Annotated in this window: 14 protein-coding genes and 1 other RNA gene; 8 read left to right on the top strand and 7 right to left on the bottom strand. The window is 60.0% G+C overall.

Going from position 1 to position 15,189, the window contains the following annotated elements:
• Positions 1 to 15 precede the first annotated feature (15 nt).
• The 4 genes from RY113_RS01515 to RY113_RS01500 all read left to right on the top strand — a co-directional run bounded on the left by RY113_RS01515 (position 16) and on the right by RY113_RS01500 (position 4,472).
• Positions 16 to 1,428 (top strand): aminotransferase class V-fold PLP-dependent enzyme, encoded by a 1,413-nt coding sequence (locus RY113_RS01515; protein WP_315913065.1) that lies wholly within the window; start codon positions 16 to 18, stop codon positions 1,426 to 1,428.
• A gap of 131 nt (positions 1,429 to 1,559) precedes the next feature.
• Positions 1,560 to 2,327: a class I SAM-dependent methyltransferase gene (locus RY113_RS01510; RefSeq protein WP_315913064.1), complete on the top strand. Its 768-nt coding sequence runs from the start codon at positions 1,560 to 1,562 to the stop codon at positions 2,325 to 2,327.
• A 121-nt stretch (positions 2,328 to 2,448) separates the two neighbouring features.
• Positions 2,449 to 3,699 carry an Nramp family divalent metal transporter gene (locus tag RY113_RS01505; RefSeq protein ID WP_315913063.1) on the top strand — a complete coding sequence of 417 codons (1,251 nt, stop codon included), beginning with the start codon at positions 2,449 to 2,451 and terminating at the stop codon, positions 3,697 to 3,699.
• A gap of 17 nt (positions 3,700 to 3,716) precedes the next feature.
• Entirely contained in the window at positions 3,717 to 4,472 is a 756-nt protein-coding gene (locus RY113_RS01500; protein ID WP_110106583.1) for a metal-dependent transcriptional regulator, read from the top strand.
• Positions 4,473 to 4,505: 33 nt separating this feature from the next.
• On the opposite strand, the gene RY113_RS01495 is transcribed toward RY113_RS01500, so the two are convergent.
• The 3 genes from RY113_RS01495 to RY113_RS01485 all read right to left on the bottom strand — a co-directional run bounded on the left by RY113_RS01495 (position 4,506) and on the right by RY113_RS01485 (position 7,031).
• Positions 4,506 to 4,901 (bottom strand): YrdB family protein, encoded by a 396-nt coding sequence (locus tag RY113_RS01495; protein ID WP_315913061.1) that lies wholly within the window; start codon positions 4,899 to 4,901, stop codon positions 4,506 to 4,508.
• A 16-nt stretch (positions 4,902 to 4,917) separates the two neighbouring features.
• Entirely contained in the window at positions 4,918 to 6,624 is a 1,707-nt protein-coding gene (locus tag RY113_RS01490; protein WP_315913060.1) for an AMP-binding protein, read from the bottom strand.
• Positions 6,625 to 6,731: 107 nt separating this feature from the next.
• The gene (locus tag RY113_RS01485; protein WP_062007187.1) at positions 6,732 to 7,031 is read right to left on the bottom strand and encodes a DUF4193 domain-containing protein; all 300 of its coding nucleotides are present in this window, start codon (positions 7,029 to 7,031) and stop codon (positions 6,732 to 6,734) included.
• 335 nt (positions 7,032 to 7,366) lie between these two features.
• Here RY113_RS01485 and RY113_RS01480 point away from each other — a divergent pair, with 335 nt between their 5' ends.
• The 4 genes from RY113_RS01480 (at position 7,367) to RY113_RS01465 (ending at position 11,144) form a co-directional block, all read left to right on the top strand.
• Positions 7,367 to 7,759: a hypothetical protein gene (locus RY113_RS01480; protein ID WP_110106580.1), complete on the top strand. Its 393-nt coding sequence runs from the start codon at positions 7,367 to 7,369 to the stop codon at positions 7,757 to 7,759.
• 82 nt (positions 7,760 to 7,841) lie between these two features.
• A complete protein-coding gene (locus tag RY113_RS01475) occupies positions 7,842 to 8,576 on the top strand; it encodes a hypothetical protein (protein WP_315913058.1) in 735 nt (244 codons plus the stop codon).
• Between the two features lie 107 nt (positions 8,577 to 8,683).
• Positions 8,684 to 9,271 (top strand): hypothetical protein, encoded by a 588-nt coding sequence (locus RY113_RS01470; protein WP_146213045.1) that lies wholly within the window; start codon positions 8,684 to 8,686, stop codon positions 9,269 to 9,271.
• A gap of 475 nt (positions 9,272 to 9,746) precedes the next feature.
• The gene (locus tag RY113_RS01465) at positions 9,747 to 11,144 is read left to right on the top strand and encodes an L-serine ammonia-lyase (RefSeq protein ID WP_315913056.1); all 1,398 of its coding nucleotides are present in this window, start codon (positions 9,747 to 9,749) and stop codon (positions 11,142 to 11,144) included.
• An 80-nt stretch (positions 11,145 to 11,224) separates the two neighbouring features.
• On the opposite strand, the gene ssrA is transcribed toward RY113_RS01465, so the two are convergent.
• The 4 genes from ssrA to RY113_RS01445 all read right to left on the bottom strand — a co-directional run bounded on the left by ssrA (position 11,225) and on the right by RY113_RS01445 (position 15,182).
• Positions 11,225 to 11,591, bottom strand: a transfer-messenger RNA (tmRNA) gene (gene ssrA, locus RY113_RS01460).
• 93 nt (positions 11,592 to 11,684) lie between these two features.
• A complete protein-coding gene (locus RY113_RS01455; RefSeq protein ID WP_315913055.1) occupies positions 11,685 to 12,971 on the bottom strand; it encodes a glycoside hydrolase family 3 N-terminal domain-containing protein in 1,287 nt (428 codons plus the stop codon).
• 125 nt (positions 12,972 to 13,096) lie between these two features.
• Positions 13,097 to 13,573: an SsrA-binding protein SmpB gene (gene smpB / locus RY113_RS01450; protein ID WP_110106577.1), complete on the bottom strand. Its 477-nt coding sequence runs from the start codon at positions 13,571 to 13,573 to the stop codon at positions 13,097 to 13,099.
• A 136-nt stretch (positions 13,574 to 13,709) separates the two neighbouring features.
• The gene (locus RY113_RS01445) at positions 13,710 to 15,182 is read right to left on the bottom strand and encodes a M23 family metallopeptidase (RefSeq protein WP_110106576.1); all 1,473 of its coding nucleotides are present in this window, start codon (positions 15,180 to 15,182) and stop codon (positions 13,710 to 13,712) included.
• Between the last annotated feature and the right edge of the window lie 7 nt (positions 15,183 to 15,189).

Below are 15,189 nucleotides of genomic sequence, written 5' to 3'. Positions count from 1 at the left end.
TCAAAGGAATTTCTCATGAGCTCTGCCGTTTTGGATGCAACACAACTCATCGATTCACCGCTCCTGCCTGTGGTGGGCCAGGATCTGGCGGCCCCCCTGATTCACGGCGGGCATGTGCGTTACGCCAACCTGGACTATGCAGCGTCTGCCCCGGCCATCAAGGACGTGGCAGCGCACCTAAATGAGGTGCTGCCGTTCTACGCGAGCGTGCACCGTGGCGCTGGATTCGCCTCGCAGGTCAGCACCTCCGTCTATGAAAATGCTCGCAAGATTGTTGCCGGTTTTGTGGGCGCCCGGCCTGATGACACGGTCATTTTCACCCGTAACACCACAGATTCGCTGAACTTGTTGGCGGGTTGTGTGGAATCGATTTTGCAACAGAGGGGCTTCACCGAGGGCCGTTCCAACGTTCACGGCGAGGTGCTCTACCTGGACATTGAACACCATGCGAATCTGCTGCCTTGGCAGGCCCTGCCGCACCGTTCAGTTGTTGGCGCTGACTCTATCGCCGCTACCTTAGACCGTGTTGAGACGGCGCTGCGGGCAGGAAACGTGCTGCTCGTGGCCGTTACCGGAGCCTCCAACGTGACAGGGGAGGTGCTGCCCATGGCCGAATTGACCGCCCTGGCGCACCGCTATGGCGCCCGGATTGTTCTCGATGCCGCCCAACTGGTGCCGCACCGCCGGATCGATCTGACTGCCACCGGCATTGACTACTTGGCGTTCTCGGGCCACAAGCTTTACGCACCTTTCGGCGCCGGGGTTTTAGTGGGCCGCCCTGACTGGCTCGACGCCGGTCACCCCCACCTTGCCGGTGGCGGAGCCGTGAAGGACGTCCGGCTTGAATCCATCAGCTGGACCACCGGACCGGCCCGCCACGAGGGCGGCACTCCCAACGTTTTGGGTGCCGCCACCTTGGCCAAGGCCACGTCTGTGCTGGCTGCGCTGAATGCCGATGACTGGCACCAGCACGAGCAGCAATTGCGCGCCCACTTGGTGGCCGGCCTCAACGAGCTAGAGGGCGTCACTGTCCACTCGCTCTTTAGCGACGCGGACACGTACCCGGACTGCGGCAGCATTGGGGTGGTCAACTTCTCGGTCACCGGGTACGACGCCGGGCTGGTGGCCGCATACCTCTCTGCCGAGCATGGCGTGGGCGTGCGTGACGGAAAGTTTTGCGCACACCCGCTGCTTAACCGCTTGGGCCTGCCCGCGGGTTCCCTGCGCGCAAGTTTTGGTGTGGGCTCACAGCTGGAGGACGCTCAGCGCTTGGTGGCTGGAATCCAAACGTTGTTGCAGGAGGGCTTGGGCTGGGACTACGTGGTGGATTCCGGCCGCTGGGTCCCCGCCAATGACAACCGGGAGTACCCCAGCTGGGCCCCGAACACGCCAGGGACAGCAGGGGCAGCCCCCTGCAGCATCGACTAACCCACCCCCATACCAGCGCTCGGTTAGATTCGGGCATATTTTGCAGACGCAGTAGCGTCCGGAAGTGCGGGGCGGGGAGCACCTGGGGGTAAAGTTGAACGGCATTGACCGGCACAACTTTCAGGAGCACCATGGCAGGCACCGGTGGACCGGTCTTTGATGCGGCGCGGCGCAAACACATGGCCGCCGCGTTTTTGGAAGGCGGCGGGCATTATCATTTGGTGCGCCCGGGTTACCCTGAGGATTCCTTGACGTGGCTGCTGGAAACTGCCGGGAGCGTCCAAAATGTGGTGGACATTGGTGCAGGCACGGGCAAATACACGCAGCTGTTGGCCCGTCACAACTTCTCGATGACGGCGGTGGACCCCTCGGCTGACATGCTGGCGCACCTTGGCGCGGAGCTGCCCCAGGCCACCACCGTTGTGGGTACCGCCGAAAAGTTGCTCCTACCAGATGAATCCATGGACTTGGCCGTGGTGGCACAGGCCTGGCACTGGGTGGATCCTCTCGCGGCAAGTACTGAGATTGCCCGCGTACTGCGTCCGGGGGGAACCTTGGGCCTGATTTGGAACCAGCTGGACGTCGGACTCCCCTGGGTTCACCGCTTAGCCCGGATCATGCACGCAGGGGATGTGCACAAGGCAGATTTCAGCCCTCAGATTGGTCCGGAATTCTTCCCAGCCCAACCTCACACCACCCATTGGTCCCAGCAGCGCACGGCTGAGGAGATCATCGATCTGGCAAAGTCACGCAGCTATTACCTCAGGGCAACAGACCAGGTCAGGGACAAGGTCATCACCAATCTGCAGTGGTACTTGTATGAGCATCTGGAACACGCGCCCGGTGAAAGCATTGAGCTACCGTACAGCTCCCAAACATGGCGGGCGCAAAAACGCTAGCTGCAGCCCGGGCACCCGTAAAGTTTCTATAAGTCGTTCCCGGCTCGACAATCACCCCTGCCACGTTTTAGAATTTCGGTAGACCTAAATAATTGACTTAGGATCATCGAAAGGCGAGACTTTGCTCGACACGGCCAAGAGGACAGCACGGCGCAGGCCTCGCGGTGGCATGATGCTGCTGCTGGGCCCGGCCTTTGTCGCTGCCATTGCCTACGTTGATCCCGGCAACGTGGCCGCTAACCTCACCTCCGGCGCCAAGTACGGCTACCTGCTCGTGTGGGTTTTGGTCGCAGCCAATGTCATGGCCATGCTGGTCCAATACCAATCCGCAAAGTTGGGGGTAGTGACGGGCAAATCCCTGCCGGAGCACTTGGGTGAACGCTTCAGCACCCGCAACCGCCGGCTCTTTTGGGTGCAGGCCGAGCTCGTGGCCATGGCCACCGATCTGGCGGAAGTGGTGGGCGGCGCCATCGCCCTACACTTGCTGTTTCAAGTTCCGTTGCCCATAGGCGGGCTCATTGTGGGCCTGGCTTCCATGGCTCTGCTGACAGTTCAGAATAGACGCGGCCAACGCCATTTTGAGAGCGTCATTATTGTTCTGCTCGTCATTATCACCATCGGTTTTCTGGCAGGCCTGGTGCTCAGTCCACCAGATCCGGCAGGTGTGATCGGCGGGCTGGTACCCCGGTTCGACGGCGCCAATAGCATCATGCTGGCGGCTGGCATGCTGGGTGCAACGGTGATGCCGCACGCCATTTATCTGCATTCACAGCTGGCCAAGGACCGCCATACGGATGCCCGCAGCACCCCAGAGCGCCTGCGCCAGATCATCAAGGCGACCCGGATCGATGTAGTCTTGGCCCTTATTCTTGCCGGCGCCGTCAACATTGGCATGCTACTGCTAGCGGCCTCCACCTTGGGTGGAATCTCTGGAACTGACAGTATTGAAGGAGCCCATGCCGCCATTGTCGCCAGTCTGGGGCCGGTGATAGGCGTGGTCTTTGCCGTGGGCTTGCTAGCGTCAGGACTCGCGTCAACCTCGGTGGGCGCCTACGCAGGCTCCACCATCATGAACGGCTTGCTCAAGGTGCGTATCCCCCTGCAAACCCGGCGAATGGTGAGCCTGATCCCGGCTATCATCTTGCTCTCCGTCGGTGTGGACCCCACGTGGGCGCTGATTGTTAGCCAGATTGTGCTCAGTTTCGGCATCCCCTTTGCGCTGATTCCCCTCCTACGCCTGACGGCCAGCAAAAAACTGATGGGCGAACACCGTGACGGCCTGCTCCTGCGCTTGGCCGCATTGGTGAGCGTGGTGTTGATCGTGGCTCTCAACGCGCTGCTGCTGTGGCTAACCTTCACGGGGCAGGGCTAACGGGTAGGCTGAAGGGTGTGAAACCAACTGCCACTTCCTCCAGCTTCGAAGATTATGTGAAGGTCATTTATGCCTACACCGAGTGGCAGGACAAACCCATCACCTCATCGGTGCTGGCCACCCGCCTGGGCGTTGCCAATTCATCCGTCTCAGAAATGGTGCGCAAGCTCAAGGATCAGGGCCTTGTGGATCACCAGCCCTACAGCCCCATTCACCTGACACCCAAGGGTCTGAGCCTTGCCTTGTCCATGGTCCGGCGGCACAGGCTTTTGGAAACGTATCTGGTGAACGAGCTCGGTTACACCTGGGACGAGGTCCATGACGAGGCGGAGCAGCTAGAACATGCCGTCTCTGATCATTTCATTGAACGCATGAGCGCCAAGTTGGGCCACCCGTTCCGTGACCCTCATGGCGATCCCATCCCCGATGCGCAGGGCCAGATCGCCATGGTCCCCTCACACCGTCTGGACGAGCTCGATCCTGGGCATGTAGGCCGGATTAGCCGCATCAGCGATCATGACCCTGAGCTTTTGCGCTACTTTGAGCAGCAGGGGCTGGGGCTTGACACGGAGCTGTTGGTAGTTGGCCAGTTGCCCTTTGGCGCCGGCTGGCAGGTGGGCCTGAGAACTGCCACGCACGACGCCGGCCCTCTCACCTTGGGCCCTGACGCTGCGGTTTCGCTGTGGCTGGCATCGGTAGGACAGCACGCTGGCTGCTGCGTTCAGGAGCCCACGGGAGGAACCCTGATGGTCCCCCACATGTCCGGGCTCTGAATCTCCGGGCTCTGACCGGCAGCTTCCCAGCTATTACTTCGGGTCACTGAGCCAGCGGGCCAGGGAAAAATGGCTCACCGCTCCCACCAGCATGAGGATGCCCAGAACAGCTGAGCCTGCGCTGAACAGGGCCACAGCCGCGGCTACGAACAGGAGCAGGGCCGCCCACAGTGCGCGTTGGGCCCCCACAAAGCGTTCGCTGCGAGGAGCCAAGAAGGCGCCCCACAGAACAACCACAACCGCTGGGAGCGCTATGCCAAGGATTAGGTTCCAGGGTGCAGCCTGGGCGAACCCCCAGTAGAGGAATGCGGCCAGCATGGCCACCTCCAGCACGAAGCCGAGGACCTGGCTTGCGCCCCGGAGCGCAGGGCTCAACGCAACTATGTCCAAGCGTGCGGCCTGAGGCCCATCCACCCTGCGTCGTCCCACTAGATTTCTCCGCCTGCTAGTTTTTCTCGGTCATCGCTGCCCGGTCCCGGCGCAATACAAAACGCTGCACCTTGCCGCTGGGTGTTTTGGGCAGTTCTGAAACAAAGTGAATGCGCCGCGGGCAAGCATGGGCGGCAAATCCGGTTTTTACCAACTGCTGCAATTCCATACAGAGCTCATCGGAGGCCTGGTATCCGGGGCGCAGCACCACGAAAGCTTCCAAAACCTCACCGCGAATATCATCCGGGGCACCAATGACCGCTACTTCACCAACGCCTTGGTGCCGCACCATGACGGATTCCACGTCGAAGGGGCCAATACGGTACCCGGCCATGATGATGACATCATCATCGCGTGCAGAGAAGTAAATGAAACCATCGCTATCTCGGCGGCCGGCATCACCGGTGAGGTACCACTGGCCGTCAGCGCTGAACCGTTCCATAGTCTTTGCCGGGGCATCCACATAGCCGGAAAACCACATGAAGGGACTTTGTGGAACATTGACTGCTATGCGGCCCTGCTCCCCATCAGCGGCTGGCACATCAGCATTCTCGGCCAGCACGTCCACGCTCCAGCCCGGCAACGGCACGCCCATGGAGCCGGGCCGCAAGGGTGCCTGTAGGGATTCATCCCAGGCATTGCCAGCCACCATGCCCAACTCGGTTTGGCCGTAGTGGTCATGCACGTCCACGCCGAAGCGCTCTTTGCCCCAGGCAATCACGTCGGGAGTCAGCGGCTCACCGGCGCTGGAGGCCCGGCGCAGCTGGTGGTGGAGCCCGTCCGGAGATCCTGCGCGCAATGCACGGTACAACGTGGGGGCTGCGGCAAAGTTAGTGACGGAGAATTTCTCCATGACGGCCCACACCAGCTCTGGCGTGGAGGGGGCACGGAGCAATAGTGAGCGGTGACCTGCGGCCAGAGGCGCCAAAATAGCGAAGTACAAGCCGTAAGCCCAGCCGGGATCGGCAGCGTTCCAGAAAACATCGTCCTTGCGGACATCCAAACCAAAGTGGTGGTAGCCAGCAAAGGAAGCTACCGCCTGCAGGGGAATGGGCACACCCTTAGGCGCGCCAGTGGTCCCTGAGGTAAACAACTGCGCCAGCGTTCCACCCGCACCCACGGCCACCGGTCCGGCGTCGTACGGGGCCGTATCCGCGGCAGTATCCTCGGCGGAAGGCGGGCCTGTATTTGCGGCGGAGAGTTCCGCCAAATCGGCAAAGGCGCCGGTCCCGGCCACCATCTCATCGAGTGAGAGATCGTAACCAAAAGCGTCACCGTGAGCCACCACCACCGGCAGGGAGGCATCGGTGGGGACCTCGCCCGGCGGCATCAGCTTGCGGCGCTGATCGGCATCGCAAATGACCAGCCGCGTACCGCTGGACTTGAGGCGGAAGTCAATGGCGTCATGGGCGAAAGCCGTAAAGAGGGGAACGTCAACGGCCCCCAGCCGCCAAATTCCCAGCAGGGCAATCACCAGCTCGGCAGACTTCGCCATGAGAGTGGCCACGTGATCTCCGCGCTTGACTCCAAGAGAGCGCAAAGCTGCGGCGAACTGCATGGACTTCGTCCGCAGTTCGCCGTAACTGATGTCTATGCTCTCTAAATCTGCGCCAATCACCGTGAAGGCAACCTCACCAGCTGGATGGCTATCGCACAGTAGCCACGGCGCATTAGCGCCGGGCGCGGCAAACCGCGCCAATCGCTCTTGAACATGCTCAACCATGATTTGCTCTCCTGCTTAATGACGCCCGGCTGCAACGAACGCTACGTGCCGGCAGCGCAGCTGAGCCTGCGGCAGCGCTTAAACTGCCGCGGGCTGTACCGGCCTCTTTAGCCTTCGCAATCCTTGCAGAACAGCATGCCGTTCTTTTCACGTGCTACCTGACTGCGGTGGCGGACCAGGAAGCATGATGAGCACGTGAACTCATCATCCTGGGCGGGAATGACCTGAACAACCAGTTCCTCGTTGGAGAGGTCCGCGCCGGGCAGATCCATGCCCTCTGCGGTGTCTGAATCTTCGACGTCAATATGAGCCGTCTGTGCACCGCCACGCTGAACCTGGAGCGCCTGAAGCGACTCTGTCTCGTGGTCTTCGTCCTTGTTGCGGGGTGCGTCGTAATCCGTTGCCATGCGGTTTTCAAACTCCTGAAGTACTCGTGGTAGTGGCGGGGTCTTTCAGCGCCCCATCCTAGCCCTAGAAAGCTGGAAACGCGCCTTAAATTCCTCGATGTTTTCCCACAGCATAGGGGATGGTATGGAAATTTGTTGTATTCTCGCAAAATTTGCTCTCACGGCGCCCTGCGCCATGGGTAATTTGTGGCGATTATCACCCTCCCGAGGGCCCCGTTTGGACCCCATAGAGCGCCATCCGAGCGTGTTTGGCGTGTTCCACGCAACTTTTGCGGTGCCCTGCCGGAGAGCAGGAATCGCCAGCGCGCAGGCTTAGACCTATTCTTGATAGCACCATGGCAAACAACAATTCCCCCCGCGTCTCGCTCAACCGCCGGCAAGTGGCTCAAGCTCTGAATATTCCGCCGGAGATGGCAGCCCGCAACGGTATCCCCTCGCGTTTGAGCGCCGCCGAAGTTGCCGCCCTTGACACCAATCCCCCGGCGTGGCTGGCGCAATCCCGGGCTAACGCCACCGGTAAACGTCCGGTCTGGGTGGATCTGCGCTGCTACCTGTGCGATTTCCTGGAAGTGGCCCGCCCCAAAAAGTGGTGGCCGGAATTCACTTATGTCATCTGCGACTTCCATGAAACCTCGGAGCTGCCTGAGCCTGAGCCCGGTTCTCGTCGCAGCCAGTACGACGGCGTGGGGAGCCGTTTTATTGGCATCGTCGATTCCCAAGACCAGTAGTTAGGCAACGGGGCGTGGGGGCGGTGTGGTTTGTTCGCGGCTTGCCACAGCGCTGCAGGCCTGCATCGAGTAGAGTTTTGACGTGACAGTTCCGGCCAAACTCTTCCAGCAGTGGCTGCGCACTGTTGCTGGCGATACCAGCCAAGCAGCGGTGTGCCGATCCGCCGGCATTAAGCGCTCAACTTTGGCCCAGCAGCTGGTTCGGGGGCGGGTTTCAGTAGCCACCGTAGCCGCCGTCAGCCGTTCATTGAACCTACCCGTGGTGGCCTCCCTCTCCACTTTCCCCCTTTTTACTGACCTGGCCACAGGCATCAAAGCGCCGACGCAAGCTGAGCTGCTGAGCCAAATTTCAGATTATGACCTGCTCCAAGAGATCCTGCACCGGCAGGCGCAAGGAGAGAGTGCATTGGCGGCTAAACCCGAGCCCTTGAACCCTGTTCCCCATAGATCCTCAGTGCGGGCCTGGCTTGACGCTGTGGATGTGGGTGAGCTGCGCCAGAAAGTGGCTCGGGATGCGTCCATGGCACCCCAGAACTTCTCAGCCCAAATCAGCGCCAACAGGCTCTCAGCTGAGCTTGCGGTAGCCACAGCCCGGATTGCCAACGTGGGCTTGACCAACGGTCTGGTTGCCACCGGCTTTCTCTCCCCCACAGAGGCAGGGTGGGCTCCTGATGCTAGAGAACTCGCCTTGAGGCAGACCGCAAACAGCGCTCTAGCTACCCTCGCCGCTCAGCGGCTTGAAATTCTTGGCCGGCTCATGCGCCGCAGTGAAGATGACAGAGCAGCAGTGCAAAGTATTTGGGAGAATCTCGGATGATTTCAATCTTGCAGTGGGTGGTGCTGGGAGTTTGCCTCCTGTGCACTGCCTGGCGCCTTCCAGCCCTACGGTCCGGACACAACCGTGGGTTATTTTGGATCTTTACTTTGGCATCCATCGCTGTGGCTTTGAGCATTCCCAGTATTTATTTTCCCGTGGATAAACTCTTGGGTGGGCACAATCTGGCGAATGTGATTGTGCGGCTGAGCTTGTTTTCTGTCTTTTTTCTACTGGCCTCCAGAGTCGCTGCGGCCTATAAATCACCAAGAGCTCTCAAGCTCATCCGAGGGCCAGTCGGGCTGCTGGTGCTGGCCGCCAGCACTGTGGGTATTCTTATCACTTTTCTGCTCTCCGAGGTGGAGGGCTCCAGCCCTGGATTGACCCGTTTTGGCGACCAGCCCACTGTGGCGGCCTATATGTGGATTGGACTGAGCTATACGGCCTATGCTGCGGCCATACTTGTTCCCGCGACGGCCAAGACGGCCCTCTCCGCAGGGTATGCCCTGGTGGACCGCAGTGCAGCTGCCTGCCTGTCCATGGGGTTCTTCCTCGTGTGCATAACTCTGGTACTCAAGCTCGCGCCTCTACCCGTGGGCAGCCTTGTTCAGTTACTTTCCTTTGGCTCCATTCTCTTCGTAGCGGCCGGGATGTCTCTTGTCTGGTTCTCTTTCATCCGCCGCCCCGCCCAGCAGTAAGTCCGCTGATAATCACTTCGATGTATTATTTCGAGCCCAGATGTACACTTTTCCATTAGTCTCTGACATAATAATGAATGTGTGAACACGGGATGTTGCGAGGGTTCGCATGAAACTTTGGGGGTGAGTGGTGGTTTGGCTGCAGAGCCAGACCACCACTCAATTTTTTGCTCTCACTTTGCCTTTTTTGATGGACCTTCACTTAGTAACGCTGAGGAGCTTGTCTTACTCGGAAAGAAGCCGCTGATTCCAACGCGGAACACGATTTTCGTGCAATCAGCGCCCATCTCAATAAGCGTTTCCAGGGCCTTCCACCGGCCCATCAAATGACCATTAGCTTGAAACTATAAATTTTCGAGCTCACCACCGGCTCTGATAAGTGCGGACTGGGGCTGTGCGCGTGGCGTGGCGGTACCATGGGAAAGCAGGTCAACACCCTGGACTCTGCGCCCCAATGATCCCGGAAGGCCCTGCCATGAGCGTCGGCGTATTTGATCTGTTCACCGTAGGAATTGGCCCCTCCAGTTCCCACACCGTGGGACCGATGAGGGCCGCCGCAGCCTTCGTCCGCGAACTCGAAGTGGCCGGCGTACTGACACGAGTTGCTGCTATACGAGTTGACCTCTATGGATCCCTTGCTGCCACTGGCCGCGGCCACGGCACCATGACTGCAGTACTGCTGGGGCTCGAGGGCCGAGAACCAGAACTCATCCTCCCTGCGGAGGTGGAATCACGGCTTGCCGCCTTTGCCACCGGCGCCCCCTTGTTGCTTGCCGGCAGCAAGGAGTTAGCCTACGGTGCCGAAGAAATGATCCTGCACCCGTTGACGGTCCTGCCCCGCCACACCAACGGCGTGAAATTCGCAGTCCTCGACGACGCCGGCAATGCCATCCACGAAGCCACCTACTTCTCCGTGGGCGGCGGCTTCATTGTGCGTGAGGGCGAAGTGGATAGCGCCACGGCCGAGCTGGAGAGTTCCAAGGCGCTACTGCCCTACCCCTTCAGAACGGCGGCCGAACTGTTGGGCCATTGCGCCACCGCCGGCGCGAACTTCAGCGCAGTCATGTATGCCAATGAACTAGTGGAACGCAGCGCCCTGGATATTCGCAGCGGGCTTCTGCACTTGCGCGATGTCATGGAGGAGTGCAAGAACGCTTCTTTGGCCCGCACCGGTTTGCTGCCAGGAGGCCTCAAAGTTCGACGCCGGGCACCAGACTGGCATGCCCGCCTCAAGCAGGAGGACCCTCACCGGGACCCGAAGTTCTGGCAGGAATGGGTCAACTTGGTGGCACTGGCCGTCAATGAGGAAAACGCCTCCGGCGGGCGGGTGGTCACAGCACCAACTAATGGCGCCGCCGGCATCATCCCGGCAGTTATGTTCTACGCCACCCACTACACCGACGGGATGGCAACTGCCACACAACGGGAGAAGGACGACGTCGTGGTTAAGTTTCTCCTCGCGGCCGGGGCTGTGGGTGTCCTGTACAAAGAGCAGGCCTCCATTTCCGGTGCGGAGGTGGGCTGTCAGGGGGAGGTGGGATCGGCGTCGTCCATGGCAGCTGCGGGACTTGCCGAGGTCATGGGAGGTACGCCGGAGCAGGTGGAAAACGCGGCGGAAATCGCCATGGAGCACAATCTGGGGCTTACCTGCGATCCCATTGGCGGGTTGGTGCAGATCCCCTGCATTGAGCGCAACGCCATTGCCGCAGCCAAGGCCATCAACGCGGCGAAAATGGCGCTGTGGGGCGACGGGCAGCACCGGGTTTCACTCGACGAGGTGATCGTCACGATGCGGGAGACGGGCCGCGATATGAACTCCAAATACAAGGAAACAGCCCTGGGCGGGCTCGCCGTCAACGTGGTGGAGTGCTAGTCCCCACCCGCAAAACCAGGCTTCGGAACAAAAAAGAACCTGTCCCCCACCGCTATGGTGGGGAACAGGTCCCAATAGGGATGTGGAGATGGGGAGAATTGAACTCCCGTCCGATGTTGTGTTGTCAGGGCTTCTCCGGGTGCAGTTTGCGTCGGTTTTTCTCGGCCCCAGCTATCTCGCAAACAAGTAGCTGCCAGGCCCAGTTGTATAAGAGTCCCTCAAACGCCTACAACGAGCGTTTGAAGCAGTGGCCCTCTAAATGACGTCAGGATCCGGGACGAGAGCATTCCCGGGCTGACGGACTGTCTTACTGCTTAGGCAGCAAGAGCGAAGTCAGTGCGATTTGATTCAGCACTTATTGTTTTACAGAGATCGTTTACGAGATAACCCTGTATCCTCGACCCGCTTCACCTGTCTCGACGAACACCGTCGAAACCGATCATCCCCTATTGTTTTTTCAATTCCACGCACCGTGCCCGTTGGGAACTGTCCGTGGACTATCCATGCTAGCGCATGCGGGGCCAAATATATTCCTTCGGGCTAGTCAATGAGGCCCTTGGCTTGCTTTTGCTGCAGAATCAGCAGCGCCGCAGCGTCAATTGTTGCGGCAAAAGCGGGATCCGTCCGGGCAGCGTCAACCATGCCCGCATAAATTTGCGGCATCAACCCCTGATTGGTACACAACGCCATGGTGCCGCCAGCTTCCAGGAAAAGCACGCCACGCTGTGAGACTGGCACTGACGAGACTTGGACGGCGTTACAAATATCGTCGCTGATGATGACACCCTTGAAGCCGAGGTCCCCACGCACCATGTCGTGCACAATGATCCGGGAGAACGGGGCCATATTGTTCGGATCAATGCGCGGGTATGAGGCATTTGAGATCATCAGCCACGGCACTCCAGCATTGACAGCGTCCCGGAACGGGGCCACATAGGTGTCATTGCGCACCGTAATGCCATCCGTGACGCCGGCGGAGACATCAGTATTTTCAGTCACCCGCCCCAGACCCGGAAAATGTTTCACAGTAGGCTCTACGCCCGCATCCATCATGCCTTGAGCAAAAGCCAACCCGTGGCTCGAAACTGCCGCGGGCGTGTAACCAAACTCGCGTCCGAAGGTCCCAATGGGTGCGTTCAGTGGCGCGAACTCTGCGCTGGGCACTGTGTCCAGCACGGGAGCCAAATTCACGGTGACCCCCACGGCGGCCAGCTCTTGCCCCCACACCGTGGCCTCACGGAGCAGTTCCGCGGGCGAAAGCTGACCTTGCTCAATGGCCTGGGGTATCTGCGCAAAACCTGGCCCGCGCATGATCTGCACGAACCCGCCTTCCTGGTCGGTAGCAACGAATGGCCGCGCACCCTCTGTCCTCGAGCCGGAAACATGACCCGTAATGGCAGCCACTTCCGCTCCAATCTCGGCCTGCCCCGCCGCGCTGCGGCCCGCCATGAAAATATTGCCCACGTACAGGGTGTCCAAGGCGTACAAAGAATCAGCGTCTGCCCCGGTCACGGGCGAGGAAACCATGAGCGTTTGACCCACCCGTTGTTCTAACGTCATAGCCGCCAGTTTTGCCTCAGCCAAGCTTGGCGCAGGTGGCGCAGGAGCCAGACTTGCCTGCGTTGGGGGCACCGAGGCGTTGCCTGGGGACGATGACCGCGGGGCCGTGCTGGTGGCGGGTGGGCCGGTCTGTGCCGGCGCGGTACTGGCGGGCGATATTTGAGGGGCATTGTTGCGAAAGAATTGGAGGGTAAAAAATACCACCAGCGCAACAACAACAAGCCCAAGGGCGCCGATCCACCAGCGTTTATCTTTTAGCGCAGTCACGATCCTCCTTCCGCCACAGATGCTTCACCTGTCAGCTTAGGACACACCACCCACAAACAACTCATAAAACCGTCCGGTGAGATGGGCTCTCAAGCCCAGCACGCGTCATGGTCTAACCTGCTTGCCTACTCGCTGCCGCGGTTCTTCTCGCGCATGGCACGGAGCGCCTCACGGTTGTCCTGCTGTTCACGCAGGGCGTGGCGTTTGTCGTAATCCTTCTTACCGCGAGCAATGGCAATTTCCACCTTGGCGCGGCTGTCCTTGAAGTACAGCTGCAGGGGCACAATGGTGAACCCGGATTCGCGGGTTTTACGTTCAATCTTTTCCAACTCTTCACGGTGCAACAGCAGCTTGCGGCGGCGGCGGGCTGTGTGGTTGGTCCAGCTTCCATTTAGATACTCGGGGATGTAAACACCCTCAAGCCATAGTTCATCTCCGTAGAAGGTGGCAAAGCCATCAACCAGGGAGGCCCGGCCTTCACGCAACGATTTCACTTCGGTGCCCATCAAGACCAACCCGGCCTCAAAGGTATCCATGACGAGGTAGTCATGCCGGGCCTTGCGATTGGTGGCCACTACCTTCAGGCCACTTTCCTTCGGCACAGCTGGCTCCTTCACGGATGGTTGGGTGCCGCATCAGCGGCGCAAGGTATAAGTCTAACAACGACAGGCCCGGCTGAGGGTCATGCAACTCTCAGCCGGGCCTGCCGGGTGGTGCAAAATAGGGTTTTTCTAGAGCCTAGAGCAAGGTCATGGGATCAACAGCAACACCGTTGAGCCACGTTTCAAAGTGCGCGTGGCAACCGGTGGAGTTGCCTGTTCCACCGGAGATGGCGATCAACTGGCCGCGACTGACCTTTTGGCCATTGCTGACCTGGACATTGGTGTTGTGGTAATAGGCCGTCAGGAGAGCGTTCCCTTGAATGACACCGTGGCTGATCTTGACACCCCAGCCACCTCCCCAAACATCCCAGCCAGCCATGACCACGGTGCCCGCTGCTGCCGCGTACACGGGGGTACCGCACGTGGCGCCGAAGTCAATGCCAGTGTGGACGTAGCCGCCCGTGCCGTTGAAGTCGATGGTGCCAGCAGGTGTTTGCCGCCAGCCGAAACCGGAGGTAATGGGGACATTGACGGAGAAGGGGTGCTGGAGTCCGAACGCGGAGGGGTTACCCGGTGCTGGCGGCACGTAGGGCGGAGGCACGAAGCTATTGCCACCACCGCCACCGCCACCGTTATTGTTACCTGCTGCGGCTGCGGCTGCTGCTGCCTGCGCACGGGCAATCCGTTCGGCTTCTGCCTTGGCAGCGGCCGCGGCAGCTTCACGCTCTTTGCGCTGAATCTCCGCGATTTCAGCGGCAACAGCAGCCTTTTTGCCCTGAACTTCCTTGAGCTTGGCCTGGATCTGCGGCTTTTGAGCTTCTAATTTGGCATTCAGTGAAGCTGAATCGGTGATGAGCTTATCAACTGTGGCTTTTTGCGTGGCGGCAGCATCACGGGCGCTCTGTTCGGCAATAAGTGCCGCATCGGCCTGCGACTTCAAGTCAGTGATTTCAGCTTCCACCGCTACCAGACGAGCCTGGGCATTCTGGTTGGTTGCCTTCTGTGCCGTCAACTCTTCCAGAGCCGCGGTCTGGCTGCGCAAGGCTTGTTCGGCCAAGTCTATGGAGTTAGCCAAGTCCGTGGTGGATTCAGCGCCCAGAATCAAGGTCAGGTTGGCGGGCAAGCCGCCAGCCTTGTAAGACTGGGCGGCGATCTGGCCAATGAGCGCCTTTGTTTCGGTGGCCTTCTTGGCATCCGTGGCTATTTGGGCTGTGATCTTGTCCTTGTTCTGCTGGGCAAGATCCATCCGTGCTGCGAGGGAGTTAACCTCAGCCGTTGCCGCGCTCACGCGGCTCTGTGCCTGTGTCAGCGCCGCCTGGGCACCTGGAAGCTGGCCCTGGAACATGACAAGATCCGCGGCAGACTTGGCAATCCCGGAGTCCACAAACTCAAGCGATGCTTGAACATCGTGAGCCTGCTGTTCAAGGGCGCTGGCCTGATCGCCAAGATCGTCGGCCTGGGCGGGGGGCACAAGCCCCAGTAAACCCACGGCGAGAAGAGCTGCAATGGCAGCACCGAAACGGTGCCGCAGCGCTCGGGACCCGGGCAGAGAACGCCCAAGCCGGGGGGATTTCACGGTTCCAATTCCCCCGCTTGATTTCGAATTCATGCCTTGA

Origin of the sequence: Arthrobacter sp. lap29 (genome assembly GCF_032458965.1) — a bacterium.
GTDB classification, from domain to species: Bacteria; Actinomycetota; Actinomycetes; order Actinomycetales; family Micrococcaceae; genus Specibacter; species Specibacter psychrochitiniphilus.
The sequence above is the reverse complement of the archived record's forward strand: the minus strand, read 5'-3'. Positions and strand labels throughout refer to the sequence as shown.